18 protein-coding genes are annotated in these 19,207 nt (G+C 32.3%); 11 read left to right on the top strand and 7 right to left on the bottom strand.

Features of this window, described 5'->3' with window-relative positions; all coding sequences use genetic code 11:
- Nucleotides 1-2: 2 nt before the first annotated feature.
- The 11 genes from QLQ96_RS17280 (at nucleotide 3) to QLQ96_RS17330 (ending at nucleotide 14,337) form a co-directional block, all read left to right on the top strand.
- Nucleotides 3-929 (top strand): geranylgeranylglycerol-phosphate geranylgeranyltransferase, encoded by a 927-nt coding sequence (locus QLQ96_RS17280; protein WP_482492055.1) that lies wholly within the window; start codon nucleotides 3-5, stop codon nucleotides 927-929.
- Entirely contained in the window at nucleotides 922-1,506 is a 585-nt protein-coding gene (locus QLQ96_RS17285) for a Maf-like protein (RefSeq protein WP_482492057.1), read from the top strand. Before QLQ96_RS17280 ends, QLQ96_RS17285 begins: the two co-directional genes overlap by 8 nt.
- Before the next feature lie 10 nt (nucleotides 1,507-1,516).
- Nucleotides 1,517-2,047: a mechanosensitive ion channel domain-containing protein gene (locus QLQ96_RS17290; RefSeq protein ID WP_482492058.1), complete on the top strand. Its 531-nt coding sequence runs from the start codon at nucleotides 1,517-1,519 to the stop codon at nucleotides 2,045-2,047.
- 101 nt (nucleotides 2,048-2,148) lie between these two features.
- Complete coding sequence (locus tag QLQ96_RS17295) at nucleotides 2,149-3,249, top strand: AI-2E family transporter (RefSeq protein WP_482492060.1); 1,101 nt, start codon at nucleotides 2,149-2,151, stop codon at nucleotides 3,247-3,249.
- 78 nt (nucleotides 3,250-3,327) lie between these two features.
- Entirely contained in the window at nucleotides 3,328-5,160 is a 1,833-nt protein-coding gene (locus QLQ96_RS17300) for a hypothetical protein (RefSeq protein WP_482492062.1), read from the top strand.
- Nucleotides 5,161-5,349: 189 nt separating this feature from the next.
- The gene (locus tag QLQ96_RS17305) at nucleotides 5,350-5,871 is read left to right on the top strand and encodes a hypothetical protein (protein ID WP_482492064.1); all 522 of its coding nucleotides are present in this window, start codon (nucleotides 5,350-5,352) and stop codon (nucleotides 5,869-5,871) included.
- Between the two features lie 204 nt (nucleotides 5,872-6,075).
- Entirely contained in the window at nucleotides 6,076-7,701 is a 1,626-nt protein-coding gene (locus QLQ96_RS17310) for an LVIVD repeat-containing protein (protein WP_482492065.1), read from the top strand.
- A 178-nt stretch (nucleotides 7,702-7,879) separates the two neighbouring features.
- Complete coding sequence (locus QLQ96_RS17315; protein ID WP_482492066.1) at nucleotides 7,880-10,411, top strand: PIG-L family deacetylase; 2,532 nt, start codon at nucleotides 7,880-7,882, stop codon at nucleotides 10,409-10,411.
- A gap of 114 nt (nucleotides 10,412-10,525) precedes the next feature.
- On the top strand, nucleotides 10,526-12,247 hold the full coding sequence (locus QLQ96_RS17320; RefSeq protein WP_482492068.1) for a sodium:solute symporter family protein: 1,722 nt from the start codon (nucleotides 10,526-10,528) through the stop codon (nucleotides 12,245-12,247).
- 36 nt (nucleotides 12,248-12,283) lie between these two features.
- On the top strand, nucleotides 12,284-13,597 hold the full coding sequence (locus tag QLQ96_RS17325; protein ID WP_482492069.1) for a serine hydrolase domain-containing protein: 1,314 nt from the start codon (nucleotides 12,284-12,286) through the stop codon (nucleotides 13,595-13,597).
- A 110-nt stretch (nucleotides 13,598-13,707) separates the two neighbouring features.
- Nucleotides 13,708-14,337 (top strand): MCP four helix bundle domain-containing protein, encoded by a 630-nt coding sequence (locus QLQ96_RS17330; RefSeq protein ID WP_482492070.1) that lies wholly within the window; start codon nucleotides 13,708-13,710, stop codon nucleotides 14,335-14,337.
- Nucleotides 14,338-14,343: 6 nt separating this feature from the next.
- Here the strand turns inward: QLQ96_RS17330 and QLQ96_RS17335 are convergent, their stop codons facing one another.
- From QLQ96_RS17335 to QLQ96_RS17365, 7 genes are all read right to left on the bottom strand, one after another.
- Entirely contained in the window at nucleotides 14,344-14,754 is a 411-nt protein-coding gene (locus QLQ96_RS17335; RefSeq protein ID WP_482492072.1) for a DUF1348 family protein, read from the bottom strand.
- A 5-nt stretch (nucleotides 14,755-14,759) separates the two neighbouring features.
- Nucleotides 14,760-15,281 carry a TetR/AcrR family transcriptional regulator gene (locus tag QLQ96_RS17340; RefSeq protein ID WP_482492073.1) on the bottom strand — a complete coding sequence of 174 codons (522 nt, stop codon included), beginning with the start codon at nucleotides 15,279-15,281 and terminating at the stop codon, nucleotides 14,760-14,762.
- A gap of 148 nt (nucleotides 15,282-15,429) precedes the next feature.
- Nucleotides 15,430-16,272: a DUF2911 domain-containing protein gene (locus QLQ96_RS17345; protein ID WP_482492074.1), complete on the bottom strand. Its 843-nt coding sequence runs from the start codon at nucleotides 16,270-16,272 to the stop codon at nucleotides 15,430-15,432.
- 67 nt (nucleotides 16,273-16,339) lie between these two features.
- Nucleotides 16,340-17,002 carry an HAD family hydrolase gene (locus tag QLQ96_RS17350; protein ID WP_482492075.1) on the bottom strand — a complete coding sequence of 221 codons (663 nt, stop codon included), beginning with the start codon at nucleotides 17,000-17,002 and terminating at the stop codon, nucleotides 16,340-16,342.
- 77 nt (nucleotides 17,003-17,079) lie between these two features.
- Complete coding sequence (locus tag QLQ96_RS17355) at nucleotides 17,080-17,793, bottom strand: tRNA threonylcarbamoyladenosine dehydratase (protein WP_482492076.1); 714 nt, start codon at nucleotides 17,791-17,793, stop codon at nucleotides 17,080-17,082.
- Between the two features lie 143 nt (nucleotides 17,794-17,936).
- Nucleotides 17,937-18,581: a TatD family hydrolase gene (locus tag QLQ96_RS17360; protein ID WP_482492078.1), complete on the bottom strand. Its 645-nt coding sequence runs from the start codon at nucleotides 18,579-18,581 to the stop codon at nucleotides 17,937-17,939.
- A complete protein-coding gene (locus QLQ96_RS17365) occupies nucleotides 18,581-19,180 on the bottom strand; it encodes a DUF1684 domain-containing protein (protein WP_482492079.1) in 600 nt (199 codons plus the stop codon). Before QLQ96_RS17365 ends, QLQ96_RS17360 begins: the two co-directional genes overlap by 1 nt.
- Between the last annotated feature and the right edge of the window lie 27 nt (nucleotides 19,181-19,207).

Genomic DNA, 19,207 nt, shown 5'->3' on the forward strand with positions numbered 1-19,207 from the left:
AAATGAAATTCCTAAAACTTATTCGTTATAAAAACCTTTTAATGCTTGCTTTTATGCAGCTGCTTTTTCGTTATGCCTTTTTAAAACAACAAAATGTTCCATTGGCATTAGCTGACTGGCAATATGGATTATTGGTTTTAAGCACTGTTTTACTAGCAGCCGCAGGCTATGTAATCAATAATATTTACGATGTAGGAACCGATAGCATCAACAAACCAAACGATGTTGTTGTTGGAAAAGGAATCACAGAAACTGCTGCTTACAATATTTATATAGGGTTGAACATTTCTGGTGTTGCAATTGGTTTTATTCTTTCGAATATTATCATGAGGCCGACTTTTGCTTCGCTTTTTATTTTAATTGCTTCGCTTTTATATTTTTATGCTACGAGTTTAAAACAAATTATGATTTTAGGCAATTTTGTAGTGGCTCTGCTTTTAGCGGCAAGCGTATTAATAATTGGAGTTTTTGACCTTTTTCCAGCGACAACAGGCGAAAATCAAGCTCAAATGGCAAGTCTTTTTTCTATTTTAACTGATTATGCTTTATTTGCTTTTATAATTAATTTTATTCGTGAAATTGTAAAAGATATCGAAGATGCAAATGGCGATTATAACATGGGATTGAATACTTTACCTGTTGCAATTGGAATTAACAGAGCTGCAAAAATTGCTTTAGGTCTTACTATTATTGCGTTTATCTTATCTGCGCTTTATTGCAATACTTATTTCATGCAAAATAAGCTTTACATTACTGTATTTTATTCTTTTGCAACAGTTTTGGCTCCGTTGCTTTATTTTATTGTCAAAATTTTCAGTGCAAAATCTCAAAAAGAATTTCATCACTTAAGCAACATCTTAAAACTTATTTTGTTCTTCGGAATTTTATCAATCTTGGTTATTGCCTTAAATATCAAATACAATGCTTAAAGAAAAACTAAAAAAATATAAAATCATTTTAGCTTCGGGTTCGCCTCGCAGACAGCAGTTTTTTAAGGATTTAGATCTTGATTTTGAAATCCGTTTAAAAGATATTGAAGAAATTTATTCGCCAGAATTGAAAGCAGCAGAAATCACCGATTATCTTGCTGAATTAAAGGCGAATGCTTTTGAAGGCGAATTGGCAGCAAACGAAATTTTGGTTACAAGTGATACAATCGTTTGGCATCAGAATAAAGCTTTAGGAAAACCAAAAAGTGCCGAAGAAGCTTTTTCTATGATCAAATCGATGTCTAATGCAACGCATGATGTAATTACTTCGGTTTGTTTTAAAACAGCAGACTCTTCTACTCTTCTACACGATATTACCAAAGTAACTTTTAATGATTTATCTGACGAAGCTATTTTATATTATATCGAAAATTACAAACCTTACGACAAAGCTGGTGCTTATGGCATTCAAGAATGGTTTGGTTTTATGGCAGTTGCAAAAGTTGAAGGCTCTTATACAAATGTTATGGGACTTCCGACAGCCAAAGTTTATGAATTTTTGACTACATTAGTGTAAAAAAATATTTATGTTTTCTGTTAAAGAGTATAGCCGCGAAATAATTGCCACAATAGTTCTCATTGCTATTTTGATTGTGCTGCGAATGGTAATCGCCAAGTTAATAAAACGTTTTGCTTATACAAGCCAATTATTTGAACACCGTACCAATTTGGTTATCAAGTATATTAATATTTTGATGAACATTCTTGTTGTAACGAGTTTAATTGTAATTTGGGGAGTTCAAACAGAAGATATTTTTATTACGATTTCTTCTATTGCAACGGTTATTGGCGTTGCAATGTTTGCACAATGGTCTATTTTGAGCAATATTACTTCTGGAATGGTTTTGTTCTTTTCCTTTCCTTTCAGAATTGGAGATACGATTAAAATACACGACAAAGATTTCCCAATCGAAGCTGAAATTGAAGACATCAATACTTTTCACGTAAGTTTAAAAACAAAAGAAGGAGAAAAAATTGTTTTCCCAAACAATTTACTGCTACAAAAAGGAATTTCGATTATTCCTGCAAAGTATGAAGAACGCGAGTTTTTTGACTAAAAATCGAATGGGAATTTTATAACGGGCACAAAAAAAGCTGGAACATAAATTGACAAATAAAGTGTAATATTTGTTTTATAAATTCAGCTAAATAAAAACAAATGACTCGGCCTATAACATTACCCTTTTATGCAAAACTTTCTTTTATTCTTGTTACCTTAATTTGTTTTGCATTCATTTTTTGCATCGGAAAAAATATTCTTATACCAGTTTTATTGGCATTTCTATTTGCCGTTTTACTGCTTCCGATTTTTACTTTTTTTAATACGAAACTTAAATTTCCAAGACATCTTGCAGCTATAATTTGTCTTGCTGTTTTTATCTCTGTTATTGCTACTGTGCTGTTTTTCATTTCCTATCAGGTCACTTATATGGCAAATGATTTTGATACAATAAAGAAAAATGCAAATTCCTTTCTTATTGAAATTCATAAATTTATAAAAGACAATTTTGAAGTAAGCATTGGTGAGCAAAAGAAATATTTGGATTCGGTTACCAAAGATTCCGTTAAAACGGGCCAGGCAAAATTGGGTTCGTTTATTGTTTCTATAAGTGATGTTCTTCTAGACAGCACCATTATGATTATTTACACTTTTCTGTTTTTAATTTATAAAGAACATTTTAAACTCTTTTTTGCCAAATTAATCAGACAAGAAAATCATGCTGTTTTGCAAGATATTTTGTCTCAGATTAAAGTTTCCATCAACAATTATATCGTAAGTTTAATTATTGAAATGATCGTTGTCTCGGTCTTGACGAGTTTAGGTTTATGGATTATTGGTGTAAAATATTTCATTTTACTCGGATTAATCACAGGAATTCTGAACCTGATTCCTTATATCGGAATTTTTGTTGCTGGAATTATTACCGTTTTAGCATCGTTAACAGGATCTGGCGAAATTTCAGTAATTCTCGGAATCCTTATTGTAAATATTATTGTTCAGTTTATTGATAATAATCTCCTTGTGCCGCTAATCATTAATTCTAAAGTAGAAATAAATGCTTTTGTTTCCATAATGGGAATTATTGTTGGAGGTGCCGCCGCTGGTATTGCGGGAATGTTTTTAGCGATTCCGCTTTTAGCTATTCTTAAAATTATTTTTGATCGAATTGACTCGCTTTCTGCCTGGGGTTATCTCATGGGAAATCATGTTCCAAGAAAATTTGTCTGGAGAAAAAGAAAAATTACAACAGAAAATTAAAAATAACGTTATGCTAGCATAGCATTTAATTATTCCTTATATTCATAAAGCTTATAACTATCAGAAGAAAACTACCGAATGTCTTTACACAAAAAAATATTGTTTTTTATTTTGCTGTGCTTTTGTTTACAAAGCGGATATGCTCAGGTAAATCAAAGCAAAAAAGAGCCAAAAGCACAAAAAGACACGACGGAAATATATACCAAAATCAGAAATTATTCTAAGAAAAATAAGTTTACGCAAACCATGCATAAATTATTTTTCAGGTCTAAAAAGCCAAAGAAAAAAGACGAATTGCTCATTCCGATTGATTCAACAAATTACGAAGGGAAAATTATACGAAAAATCAATATTATTACTTTAGATCCTTTTGGGCATTCTGTTGCTGATACAGCGCAAATGCCTAAAAACTGGGGAGAAAAAACGGGTAATCGACTTCATTTGAAAACGAAAAAGTTTGCTATTTATAATTTATTGCTTTTCAAGAAAAATACTCCTTATAACACCTATAAAGTTCTTGAGACTGAGCGTTTGATACGTGCGCAGCGTTATGTTACGGCGGTTCGAATTTCCAACCAAAGTGTTGGGCAAGCTTCGGATTCTGTGGATGTTACAATTCGTGTTTTAGATTCGTGGAGTACAATTCCGAGATTTTCTATTTCTAGCAACCAAATGTCTATTGGTTTTAAAGAAAAAGACTTTTTTGGAACTGGACAACAATTAGAATATCGTTTCACCAACCGTTTTGATGACGGACGAAATGCCAATGAAGCAACTTACACCGTTCCGAATATTAAAAATACGTATATCGGTACTGTTTTTCATTACAATATGGATTTAGACAATAACTATATTAAAAGTATAGATGTTGAGCGAGACTTCTACTCTCCTTTAACTAAATGGGCGGGCGGAATTTATGTAGATGAAAGCTACAGAAGAGATACGCTCCAAGCGCCTGATCTTACATTTGCCTATCAGCCAAAAAAATACACTTCGCAAGATCTTTGGGCTGGACATGCTTTTAAAATGTTTGAAGACCAACATAAAGCGATAACCAATCTAATTGCAACAGCTCGTTTTTTGAATGTGAATTATAGCGAATCGCCTTCTGAAATTTATGACCCAAATCACTTTTATTCTTCTGAAAAACTAATTCTAAGCGGAATTGGATTGAATACTCGAAAATTTATAAAAGACAGTTATATTTTTAGAAACGGACAAACAGAAGACGTTCCGATAGGGCGAATTTATGGGGTTACATTTGGATATCAATATAAAAACACTTTTTGGCGGCCTTATGTTGGTGCGCAGTTTTCTTTTGGAAATTATTATCGATTAGGTTTTCTGAGCATGAATTTTGAAGCTGGAACTTTTTTCCATCAATCCAAAACATACCAAACCTCATTTTTGTTTGAATCTAATTATTTCACAAAGTTATTTAGCGTTGGGAATTGGAAAATTAGACAATTCGTAAATCCGAAAATCATTATCGGAATTAACCGAGACGATATAATTGGAGATCAATTAAACATTAATGAACAAAACGGAATCGCAGGATTTAACAGCTATTTGTACGGGACAAGTAAAGCCGTTTTGTCATTGCAAACACAAACTTATTCTCCACATTCTTTATTAGGATTCCGTTTAAACCCGTTTTTTAATTACTCCGTTGCGGTTTTAGGAAGTCCAGAAATCGCTATGACAAAGAATAAACCTTATTCTAAACTCACCGTTGGACTGGTGATTAGTAATGACTATTTGGTTTTCAGTTCATTCCAACTTTCGCTTTCCTATTATCCGAGTATTCCACAGCAAGGAGATAATGTTTTTAAAACAAATACTTTTGAAACTACAGATTACAAACTTCAAAGTTTTGAACTTGCAAAGCCTAGGGTTGTCAATTACAGATAATTTTTTTTCTTTTTTTTTTGAAAATTTCAGAAAAAATAAAAAACCTTAACCGTCAATAAATTAAGGGATTTTGGATGTTTTTTTATTCGTCAAAATACGTTTTTATTCGACAAAATACATCTGTTTTATTTTTTTGGCACAGTATATGAATATCGCTATTCAAGATTAACATTTTAAAATTAAGAAAAGATGAAAACGATAAAATTAGCAATCGCCGGATTATTTCTAATGGTTGCAAACGCCACACAAGCCCAAGTATCTGTAAACGTAAATATTGGAACTCCACCAGCTTGGGGACCATCGGGATATTCAGAAATGGAATATTACTATCTTCCAGATGTTGAGGCTTACTATGATGTTCGCGCTTCTCAATTCATCTATTTTGGAGGAGGAAAATGGGTAAGAGCATCGTACTTGCCTAGACAATATAGAAACTATGATTTGTATGGAGGTTACAAAGTAGTTTTGACAGATTACCACGGTAGAACTCCTTATACTTATTTCGATCGTCATAGAGTGAAATATTACAAAGGATACCATGGAGCTCCTCAAAGACCATACAAACCAAGACCTGTATATGGTTACAGTGAGCGTCGTCACTACGATCGTAAAGATTACAAACACTACGACAAACACGACAAACATAATAAACACCATGATAGACATGATCATGACGACCACGATCGCGGACATGGACATGGAAGAAGATAATGCTAAATTACTAGCAATCAATGCAAGAGAGTATCAATAAAATGATGCTCTCTTTTTTTGTGATTTGTTTAATCTAATCTTTTGTTAAAATGTTGTATTTTTAATATAAATAATTGTACTGCAATAAGTTTCGCCAGAGAAACCTCATATGCAATGCTTTTATAATATATATTTGCGCCGAATTTAAAAATCAAAAAGAAATTTATGAAAAAGAATGTTTATTTGCTTTCATTTTTAGCAATGTCACTGTTAATAGGTTGTGACGATAACAATGACAACAAAAATGATGGACAGTCGTCAAATAACATTACCATTACCTCAGATCAATCTACGCTTAACCAAAGGCTTGACTTAACTAATTCTGGGGTAATTTCGATCGAAAATGGATCTTTAACAGGTAAAGCTGCAGAGACAGCCAGCACTTCTTTTCCTCTCGTTCAAATTGCCGAAGTAAAACCGCCAGTTGATGCAAACGGAAGAACATTACAAGCAACCCACATTACAGTAAACGGAAATTATGCTTATGTTTCTTATATCATGAGAGGCGATACTTATTCTGGAGCTATTGACGTGATTGATGTTTCAGATCCGTATAAACCAAAATTGGTTACTTCTGCCCTAATTCCAAATACTGATATTACATCTCTGACTTTCTCGGGATCAAATTTAATTATCGGAGCTGCAAAAGATGTAGACAAAGACACTCAACTAGCAGGAAATCCAGCAGTTGTATTTAACATGGAACTGAGTTCAGGATTGCTTACAGATAAATTAAAGCCAAATTATTTAGAAAGCAGAGTTACAACAGACGTTGCGGCTAATGCTTCTAACTATTTTGCAGTAACAGGAGATAATGGAAGTTTATTCAAAATAAATAGTTCTACAAAAGTAATTGCAGGAAAAGCTGCTATGGCCGATTTACGTTCTATTGCTTTAACGAGTGATAAAGTAGTGACTTTAAGCGGAACTAAAGGAGTAAATGTTTACAATCAGTCGACTCTTGCGTTGCAAAAAAGCTTTACAACATCTTTAGACGTTAGCGGAGCTAAAAGAACAATGGATGTTGATGGAACAAAACTTTTTGTCTCTGAAGGTCCAAATGGTCTTGGCGTATACGATATCAACAGTGGGTCAAAATTACAAACTATCGGAATTACAACTTCTGCTGAAGACAATGTAACAAATGCTGTTTCTTTCAATGATGGTTATGCATTTGTGGCTAATGGAGCTTTGGGACTTAATGTTTATCAATCTACAACACAGCTTAATTTATTAGGTTCTGTTGGAATTGCAGGTTCTTCAAACTATGTAAAGTCAAGCGGTAATTATATTTATGTAGCAAGCGGAACTGGTGGTTTGAAAATCATTAAAATGGAAAAACCAAATACTACTTTTGCAAGTTGTTTAACTTACGGTTTGTATAATCAAGGTAGAGATTTGATTTTAAATTCTAATGAAACAAAATCGTACCAAGGCGCAACAGCTATTAATTCGGCAATTATTAATTCTGGTGCAGTTTTAACGCATTGTGGTTCTATTGCAGTTCTTAGCAACTTGACAATAAACAGTGGTGGTACTTTTAACATGAGAGGAAGTTTATCTCAAGGTAAATACCAACAATCATCTCCTACAGAGTTAATTATCAACAGCAATTCAACTTTGCAAATTGAAGGTTCTGTTGTGATTTGGGGAGATTTAAGATTGAACAGTGGAGCTAAAATCAATTTTATTGGCAACACTTCATCAATCACAATTTATGGAAAAGTTACAAAAGGAACTGGCGTAACTATCACAGGAAACTACGTTGATACAGAAAATAAATTGAAATAAGCAGAAACGGCATCAAATATATATTTTTAGAAAAAGCTGTCAGATATAAACTGGCAGCTTTTTTTGTTTTATTCTTAAAATATTGATCAAATAATCAATCATTAACATTTCATTTAAATACTGTTCCGTAAAATAATTAGTATTTTTGAGGCACTTTCAAAAAAACATTAACCAGAATATGCGAAAAATACAGGTTCAAATCTTTCTTTTATTTTTTATAGGTTTTCAAATTTCATTTGCACAACAGCCACAAAAACTAAATTCAGTTGAAATTTACAATCAAATTAAGAAACTAAATTTTTTAGGTTCTGTTTTGTATCTCGCGGCGCATCCTGATGATGAAAACACTAGAATGATTTCATATTTAGCCAATGAAATGAATGCCAGAACAGGCTATTTATCACTAACTCGCGGAGATGGTGGGCAAAACCTAATTGGCCCGCAATTGCGTGAATTACTTGGTGTTATTAGAACTCAGGAATTAATTGAAGCTAGAAAAATTGATGGCGGAGAACAGTTCTTTTCAAGAGCAAATGATTTTGGTTTTTCGAAAAATCCTTCAGAAACTTTAGATATTTGGGACAAAGACAAAGTTCTTGCTGATGTAGTTTGGACAATCAGAAAATTTCAACCAGACATTATTATCAATAGATTTGATCATCGTTCGCCAGGAACAACACACGGGCATCATACTTCTTCTGCGATGTTGAGTGTTGAAAGTTTCAAATTAACAAATGATCCTAAAGTTTATCCTGAACAATTAAAATATGTTACGCCTTGGCAAGTAAAACGTCAATTCTTCAATCCTTCTTGGTGGTTTTATGGAAGCCAAGAAAAATTTGATGCTGCCAATAAATCAAAATTTACAAAACTTGAAACTGGTGTTTACTATACTGGAATCGGAAAATCAAACCAAGAAATTGCTGCTTTAAGCCGAAGCCGTCATCAATCGCAAGGATTTGGTAGCACTGGAGTTCGCGGTGAAGAAACAGAATATTTAGAGTTAATTAATGGTGAAAATCCGAAAGAACGAGATAATTTATTTGACGGAATCGATACGAGCTGGAATCGCGTTAAAAATGGAAAACCAGTTGGAGATTTAATCTCTACAATCATTTCAAAATACGATTTTAGCAATCCATCCGCAAGTATTCCAGATTTAGTTAAAGCTTACGCTATGATTCAAGCTTTAGACGATACGCACTGGAAAACGATTAAACTTTCTGCTATAAAAAATATCATTGCATCTTGTTCTGGTTTATATCTTGAAGCTGTTGCAAATGAGCAAGAAGCAACTCCAGGAAGTGCAATTAAACTTAGTCTTGAGGCAATTAACAGATGTGCCGTAGGAATGCAATTAATTAGTGTAACAACACTTCCAGACAATCAAACGACAGCTCAAAATGTTATTTTAAAGAATAATAACGACCAGAGAATCAATCTGCAAATACAGCTTCCAAATAATATTGAATATACGCAGCCTTATTGGTTAAAAGAAAAAGCTACGGTTGGAATGTACACGGTTTCTAACCAAGAGATCATTGGCATTCCTGATATTATCAGAGATGTAAAAGTTATTTTTAACGTAAAAATCAATGATGTTGAAATTCCGTTTGAGCGCACTGTTGTATACAAATATAATGATGGCGTGAAAGGCGAAATGTATAATTTCCTCGATATTGTTCCAGAAGTAACTACTTCGATTTTAGAAAGAGTTTTAATTTTTGGAAACACAAAAAGTAAAATGGTTCCCGTGAAAGTGCGCGCAGGAAAAGATAATGTAAAAGGAAATCTACAATTAGATTTGCCAAAAAGTTGGTCAGTTTCTCCAAAAGAAATTCCATTTGCTTTAGACAAAAAAGGAACAGAACAAATCTTTTATTTTGAAGTTACTCCGCCAGTAAATCCAGAAGAAGTTACAGCAAAAAGTGTTGCCATTGTTGACGGTAAACGTTTCGACAAAGATCAGACTATAATTGAATTCAGCCATATTACCAAACAGATGGTTTTAAAACCAGCGGAATCAAAATGTATTAGAATCGACTTGAAGGTTTCTGGTGATGCTATTGCTTATATTATGGGCGCTGGAGACGAAGTTCCAGAAAGCTTGACGCAAATGGGATACAAAGTTTCGATTTTAAAACCTGAAGAAATTACACCTGAAAAATTAGATTCTTTCAGCACTGTAATTACTGGAATTCGTGCTTACAATACCGTGAACGCTTTGGCAAACAAACAAAATATACTTTTCAATTTTGTAAAAGGCGGTAAAAATATGATTGTTCAATACAATACAAATGGAAAATTGGTAACCGATAAAATCGCTCCATATCCGTTGAAATTATCAAACGATCGTGTAACAGAAGAAAATGCTAAAATTACATTCTTAGCACCAAATCATCCTGTTTTAAACACGCCAAACAAAATCTCTGAAAAAGATTTCCAAGGTTGGACGCAAGAACAAGGTCTATATTATCCAAACGAATATGATCCTGCCTTCACTCCTATTATTTCGTCGCATGATAAAGGAGAATCTGCTAAAGATGGAGCTTTGCTTGTCGCGCCATACGGAAAAGGATACTATATTTATACTGGTTTGAGTTTCTTTAGAGAATTGCCAGAAGGTGTTTCTGGAGCATATCGATTACTATCGAATATTATTTCTCTAAAACAACCCATTGAAGCTCCTAAACAAGATTTAAAGCAATAAAATATGGAAGCTAAAAAGACAAAAAAATGGAAAAAGAGCTACACTTATGTTTTGGTGGCTAATGCAATTTATATTGCTATTTTTTTCTTAATCATGCAATTATACTCATAACCTATGCAGCTATTTGACTGGATCGTACTTATTGTCACTTTATTATTTATTGTTGGATACGGCTCTTGGAAAACCCGAGGAAGTAAAAACGTGGAAGATTTCATTTTAGGAAACAATGAAACGCCTTGGTACACTGTCGGACTTTCTGTAATGGCGACACAAGCCAGCGCAATTACGTTTTTATCTACGCCTGGACAAGCGTATCATGACGGAATGGGTTTTGTGCAGTTTTATTTTGGTCTGCCAATTGCTATGATTGTTATTTGTTTGACTTTTATTCCGTTATACCACAAAAGTAAAGTTTTTACGGCTTACGAATTTTTAGAAAGAAGATTTGATGTTAAAACTCGATCGCTTGCAGCAATTCTATTTTTAGTGCAAAGAGGCTTAGGAACAGGTTTGACCATTTATGCTCCTGCTATTATTTTATCTGCTCTTTTAGGATGGAACTTAACTGTAATGAACATCATTATTGGTGTAATGGTTATTATTTATACTTTTTCTGGAGGAACAAAGGCGGTAAACGTGACGCAAAAACAGCAAATGTTTGTAATCATGTCTGGAATGTTTATCACGTTTTTCCTGATTTTACACTATCTGCCAAACGATATGACATTTAACAGCGCATTGCATATTGCAGGTGCGAATGACAAAATGAATATTGTTGATTTTTCTTTTGATCCTGAAGAAAAATATACTTTTTGGAGCGGTATTACAGGAGGTTTCTTTTTGGCTCTTGCTTATTTTGGAACAGACCAATCGCAAGTTGGACGTTATTTATCTGGAAAATCGGTTCGAGAAAGTCAGATGGGATTAATCATGAACGGACTTCTTAAAGTTCCGATGCAGTTCTTTATTCTCTTGACGGGAGTTATGGTTTTTGTCTTTTTTCAATTCAATCCAGTGCCGCTAAATTTTAATCCGAATAATAAAATAGCGATTGAAAAGTCGGCTTATAAACAAGAATATCATGTTTTAGAAGAAAAGCTTGTTAAACTTTCAGAAGATAAAAAGGTTATTAATTTATTGTATATCGATCAGTTGAATCAAGATTTTGACAATCCAATTTTACGTAAAGAATTGGTTGCTTTATCAAATAAAGAAAAAGATCTTCGTGATAAAGCCAAAGAAATTATTTCAAGAGCCGACAGTAATACAGAGACAAATGATAAAGATTACGTCTTTTTCCACTTTATCCTTCATTATTTGCCAAAAGGTCTTATCGGATTGTTATTGGCCGTTATTCTTTCAGCGGCAATGTCTTCTACTGCTTCCGGATTAACTGCATTGGCATCTACAACAGCGATTGATATTTATAAACGAAATCAGAAAGTAGAAAAATCAGATAAGCATTATTTGCATGTAACGAAGTTTTTTACGCTTTTTTGGGGAGTTATAGCCATACTTTTTGCCTGCGTAGGAACTTTGTTTGAAAACTTAATTCAGCTAGTAAACATTATCGGTTCTATTTTTTACGGAACAGTTTTAGGAATATTCCTTGTGGCTTTTTATACCAAAAGAGTTCGGGCAAAATCTATGTTTATTAGTGCAATTATAAGTCAATTAACAATTTTTGTTATCTATTATTTCATGATTTACAGCCAAGAAAAACTAGGTTATTTATGGCTGAATTTTATCGGAGCTATTTTGACGATTGTATTGGCGCTTTTAATTCAGTTTTTATTTTTTAAAAAAGAAGAGATAAATACTAGTATTGAATACTAGAATAATCTATCTTCATTTAAAAATTGATAGAGAAAAATGAAAATTAAATTTTGCCTCGTTTTTGCTTTTGCAATTTCGATATTAAACGTTCAGTCGCAAAACTTTAATGCTGCAAAACTTGACAGTCTATTTAAAGCTTTAAATGATAAAAATCTTTTTAGGGGCAGCATTTCCATTTCTAAAAATGGGAAGCAGATTTATTCAAACTCAATTGGTAAAGCAGATATAGCTGATAATATATCTTTATCAGCTAATACTAAATTTCGTATTGGTTCGACAACTAAAATTTTCACTTCAGCTTTGGTATTAAAAGCTGTTGAATTAAAAAAAATCAGTCTTGACCAGACTATTCATTCTTTTTTTCCAACAATTATAAATTCGCAAAAAATTACTGTCCGCAATTTACTAAATCACAGAAGCGGAATCCATGAACTTTTGGCGGCCGATGAATTTGCTAATGGATACACTGAAGCAAAGTCAGAAGAAGAAATGATTTCAATTCTAAGTAAATTTCAAAGTGATTTTGAACCCGATACGAAAGCCGATTACAGCAATTCCAATTATTATTTGCTTACTTTAATTCTCGAAAAAACGTATAAAAAAACATATTCAAAACTATTAGAAGAACAAATAATAAAGCCTTTAGAGCTAAAAAATACTTATTTTGGAGGTAAAATAAATATTCAAAACAACGAATGTTACTCTTATTATTTCTCTAATAAATGGGAAAAAGATACCGAAGGAGATATGTCGGTTCCTTTAGGTGCAGGTGCAATTGTTTCGACTGCTTCAGATTTAACTCTTTTTATTGAAAAACTTTTTCAAGGCAAAATAATTAGTCCTAAAAGTTTAAAAATGATGACACAAATCCAAGATAAATACGGAATGGGAATTTTTGCTCTTCCTTTTTACGACAAGGATGGATTCGTTCATCGCGGTCAAATCGACAGTTTTAGTTCTGTTTTATCTTTTTTCCCTGATGAAAAGTTAGCTATTGCAATAATTACAAACGGTTCTGTTTATGATAAGAAAAAAATCCTAATAGCTGCATTAAGTAATTATTTCAATAAAACTTATACCATTAACTTTGAAGGTTATGAACCAACTAAGGAAGATTTGGAAACCGTAGTCGGCATTTATAAAAGTCCTGATAGCCTACAAGAAATCACTATTTCTATCAATAATAAAAGATTGTACGCAAATTTCACTAACCAATCTCTTTTTCTATTGGAACCATTATCAAAAAATAAATTCGAAAATATCTGGGAGGGAAATAAATTTGATTTTGGACTCAAAAACGAAATTATTTTTGAAGCTAATGGAAAACAAATTAAATTCTATAAAATCTAAAATTCAATAGATTAGCAAATTCTTTAGAATATGATTCTCATTTTTTCTAAGTAAAAAATATTATTTTAGTGTATCGTAAGATTACTATTGTAACTTCTAAAATCATCATTATGAGAGATTCAAAAAAATACAGCAACAAAACCAAAGCTGCTTTTATTCTGTTAATCGTGATGCTGATTATTTTACTTGGAAATTTTAATACGCTTCGAAATTCTAAAAACGTAAATGATAATATCAATGCGATTTATAAAGACAGATTGGTTGTAGCGCATTATATATTTCAATATTCTAAAGAACTTCATTTTATAAAAGCCGAAGCTGAAAAACTAAATATAAGTGATAACATCAAAAAAAATGAAATCATTCATACGCTTGATATCATTCATGATATTGACGATTTTTACGCTAAAACAGTTTTAACGAATAAAGAGAAACAGTATTTTGACGCATTTTTAAGTTCATGCAAAGAAATAAACAAGCAAGTTGAAAACAAAAATTGGGACAAAATTGCCAATTCTAGTGCCGAAGCTTTAAAAACATTAGAGGCACTTTCTCAAATTCAGATTGAAGAAGGAAAAGATAAACTTGCCGTTGCAAATGCAATGTATAGTAGAAATAATGTACTTGGCCAACTTCAAATTGGGCTTCTTATTGTTTTAGGAGGAATTACTTTTTATTTATTAATTATAAAGAAAATAAAAAGGACGGTAAAAATCCCTGAACCGCCCTCTATGAATTAAAAATTATTATAATTTTCTTTCTTCTTCTTTTATTGAAAGATCGTTTATGCTAGCAAACCTTTTTTGCATCAGCCCATTTGAATCAAATTCCCAGTTTTCATTTCCATAAGCTCTAAACCAGTTTCCATCAAGATCCTGATATTCGTACTCAAATCGAACTGCAATTCTATTTTCTGTATGCGCCCAATATTCCTTTTTAAGTTTATAATTTTTCTCCTTTTTCCATTTTTCTGTTAAGAACGGTACTATTTCTTCTCTCCCATTTACAAATAGATTTCTGTTTCTCCACTCGCTGTCAATGGTATAGGCTTTCGAAACTCTTTCTGGATCTTGACTATTCCAAGCGTCTTCTGCTAATTGAATTTTCTCTATTGCTGTTTCATAAGTGAAAGGTGGCAATGGCAATTTTTGTTCCATAATAATTAAATTAAAGTTTGAATAATTTTCTTTGTTTGCTCAATGAGCTGATTTGATTTAAAAAGTTGGCTTTCTATAATGCAACTCTCAAAAAGTAGATACACGTGATCTGATAAAAGATTATCATTTATAATTTCACTAAAATAAACACGCAAATCGGCTTTATGGTTTTGAATTACTGTTAAAATCTTAATATTATCCGATTGGATTTCGGATAAAATATTTAGAAAACTGCAACCTCTAAAATTTTCATTTTTATTCATATAAATTAAGAAATCAAATGAAGCCAAAATTTTCAGCTTTATGTCTTCTTCTTTCGCTGTAAATTTTTGTAATTCTTCAAACCAAAACAAATGACGCTGGTTTAAAAAAGCAACACATAGATCCTCCTTAGATTTAAAATGCTGATAGAAACTTGCTTTTGCAACTTTTGCCTCTTCAATAATTTGATTGATTCCTGTAGCATTATACCCTTGTCTGTGGAACAAACTAAATGTTTTTTCTAATATTCTTTCTTTTGGCAACATACCGTTATAATTTATATGTGCAAATATATAACATTTTTCAAAACAAACAGACAAGTCTGTCTATTTTATTTTGTAAAAAAAATTCCAAAACCCGTAAGCTTTGGAATTTGATATTTAAATATTGGAATTTAATAATTCAAAAAAAATATTATCTGCTCCACTCAGCGATACTATCTTTGTTCAATTTAACGTAATCAGTATTGTTTGCAGCTTCTGCAGATGCTAAAGAAGCTTTTGCTGTTTCGATTGCACCTTTTTTATCGCCTTGTTTTGCTTGAATCAACGCTTTTAATCTTGAAACATAATATGGTTTGTCAGAACTCATATCAAGTGCTTTGTCTACGTAAGTTCTTGCAGTATCGATATTTCCGTTTGATTGGAATAAATATTGAGAAGCTGAAAAATAATCATTCCAAGTTGGACCTGCTAGAGCTTTATCAATACTCGCTACAGCAATTTTTGCCGTTGGAACTTCAAATTTTAAAGCTACATGAGAGTTTTCCCAAGAGATATCTAAATAACCAAAATTTGGATCTAATCCGTTGATGCCAATTGTGAATGTTTCAACAGGAGTTGGCAATGCTTCTTCTTTTACAGTAGTTTTTAAAGCTACATAAGCATCGCTCCAGTTTTCTGGCAATCCCCAGTTATCAGTAGAAAGATAGAAAATGACATCCCAGCTTTCAATTCTAGGAACTGTATAAATTGAATATTTTCCTTTCTTTAACGTTTTACCGTCGATTATTACGTCGTCGCTAAAGTTAATGATTGTATTTTCGTTAGCTCCTGTTCTCCATAATTTCCCAAACGGAACTAAATTTCCGAACACAGCTCTTCCTCTTGCTCCTGGTCTTGAATACGTAACTTCAACATCGGTTAAACCAACAGTTTGCTTAATATATCCTTTTGGACTTGCTTGTGGTGTTTTTACTTGTGCTTCTGATGCTAATGGTGCTAAGATCAGGGCTAAAGCAATAAGTAGTTTCTTCATTATTTTAAGTTTTATTTTTTTCAAATTTACAAATTCAAACAGCTACAAATGTTAAATTTTATATAATTCAAGACTTTAGCTGTGATATTTTTTCAGCATTTAATTCGCTGAAATGATCTATAACTAAGTCAGCTTCTGATAAATCCTGACGATGTGAATGCTCGCTCTTATATCCTACGCAATAAATTCCTGCGCCTTTTGCTGCTTTTACACCATTTGTACTGTCTTCAATTATGATACATTCTTCCTTTGGCGCAACTGATAATGAAGCAGCATGAATAAATATCGCCGGATTTGGTTTTGACTGAGGAAAATCTTCTCCGCTCACAATATCAGTAAAATATTGGTGCAGATTGAATCTTGTAAAAACTCGATCAATAGTTACTTTTGATGCTGACGAAGCCAAAATTAACTGTATTCCGTTATTGTACAAATCTTTAATTAAATCTTCTACACCATCCAAAAGATGTAAATCTTCTTTAGTATCAAAAGCATCATTAAAAATAGTTCTTTTTCTCTGAATCAAATCTTCTACTTCCTGCTCTACAGTTGGAAAATAGCTTTTTAAGGTTTGAAATGTATTTCGAGTTGAAAATCCTGTAAATGTGGTATACATTTCTTCAGGAACTTCGATATTCAATTCTGAAAATTGTAAATAATAAGCATAACGATGAACTGGCTCTGTGTCAACAATTACGCCGTCCATATCAAAAATTACTGTTTTAATCATTTTATTTAAAGGTGCTAAGGTTCTAAGGAACAAAGGTTCAAAGGTTTTTTTTACTGAAAACTGAGACTGTGACTAAATTACTTGGAAAGTATATGTCTAATCACTGTTTCTGCTGCGTGTAAGCCAAATAAACCTGGCATATAGCTATTTGTTCCGTAGAAAGATTTCTTGAAGTTTTTTCCGTCTGTCAATTTTAAGCTTTTTTCGTCTTGAATTTCAGAAGAGAAAACTACTTTCAATTTATTGATTTTTACTTCTTTTAAACGCTTACGAATTGTTTTTGAAAAATAGCAGTTAATTGTTTTAGAAATATCTGTCACTTTTACTTTTGAAGCCAACATTTTTCCGCCAGCGCCCATGCTGCTTATGATTTTTACTCTCTTTCTCTTTGCTGCAATAATCAAATTTAATTTGGGAGTAATACTGTCAATGCAATCTAAAACATAATCAAATTCTGGAGAAACAATCTCGAAAGCACGTTCTGGAGAAAGAAATTCTTGAACTCGAGTTAGATTTAATTCTGGATTAATATCCATTAAACGATCGCCTACAATTTTAATTTTTGGCTCACCAACTGTTGAATGCAAAGCTGGCAATTGACGGTTAATATTGGTAATATCTACAACGTCTCCGTCTACAATCGTCATGTTCCCTACTCCTGCTCTTGCTAAAAATTCTGCTGCAAAAGATCCAACACCGCCTAGTCCAACGACTAAAACATTAGATTTTTGTAAATTTTCTAATCCTTCTTTAGTAAACAAAAGCTCAGCTCTTTCTGTCCATTCTGCCATTATATTCTTTTTTTTTGTTTTAGTTTTTTATTTTTTTTTGTTTCAAGTTTCAAGTTCTGCTCGTTTGTCAAGCTGAGCGAAGTCGAAGCCCATTCCAATTGGAGCGCCCTTCGACTTCGCTCAGGGTGACAAATAGCACTTTACTATTCAAATACACTTTTATAATTACTTGAAATAATATCTTGTAATTCTTTTATCCTTAATTTTTTATATTCCGAAGCTAATTCATAAACTTGCTGAATAGATTCTTCCATTGTATCAGTTTCTAAGAAAAAACGATCATTCGGAACATTCTGAAAAACCGTTTTCAAATCTGGATTTCTCAATAGATATTTTCCAAACGAAAGATAAAATCCGGCAGCAATTAATTGTTCCGCAAGCTGATTATTCTTTGAAAAACCATGAATAATCATTGGAACTTTTATCTTTATTTTTTTCTTAATTGCCATTACTTCCTGAAAAGCAGCAACACAATGTATAACTACAGGTTTGTTGAATTTTTCGGCTAATTCTAATTGTTTTTCAAAAACCGAAATCTGCAAATCAAACGGAACTTCAATTCTTTTATCTAAACCGCATTCACCAATTGCAAGACAATTTTGAGTTTGCAATTTTTCTTCTATAATTTTCAAATCTTCATCAATTCGATTTTCGTCAATGTACCAAGGATGAATTCCGATAGAATAAAACGGAATCGTAGCGTCAAAATCTTTCGGATACTGATTAACCAGCTCTAAAACATTAGATTGATGGGTAAATTGATGTGTATGAAAATTAAAATATTCCATTAATGAAAATCTTTTACACCCGCTTTAATTGCAATTTTCAAATCGTTTTCTAGAGGAACAAGCGGACAAGAATACTTGTAATTATAGGCACAATACGGATTGTAAGCTTGATTAAAATCAATTGCTATAATGTTTCCTTTCGGAACTTCTAGATCAATATAACGGCCTCCAATGTAGCTTTCTTTGCCAGTTGTTAAATCTGAAAAAGGCAAGAAAAGATGATTTTTATATTGTTCCTGAACTAAAAGTTCTAAACTTTGGTAAACTGCTAATTGATAAGCTTTTCCATTTATTTTAAAATGTAAAGTTCCGTATTTAGTATATTTTGGAGTACGAGTTCCAGAGGTTTTCATTTCAAACGCTTTTCCGCCTTTAGCTTTCACCAAAGTAGCGTTTACAAAATAAGTTTCAGAAATAGGGAAAAACTCTAAGCTTTTAAAAGTCTTTAAATCTTCAGCCATTAATGGACTGGTCTTAGGATCAGCATATTCTGAATTGATTTTCTTTTGGAATTTTTGAGCATCGGCTTTATTAAACTTTTTTTGAGCAAAGCCAAAATTAAATACCAACAATAAAGCTAGGGCGTTTATAGTTTTCATCTTAGAAATTTTATGCAAAAATAGTTC

The organism is Flavobacterium sp. B167r, assembly GCF_056824315.1.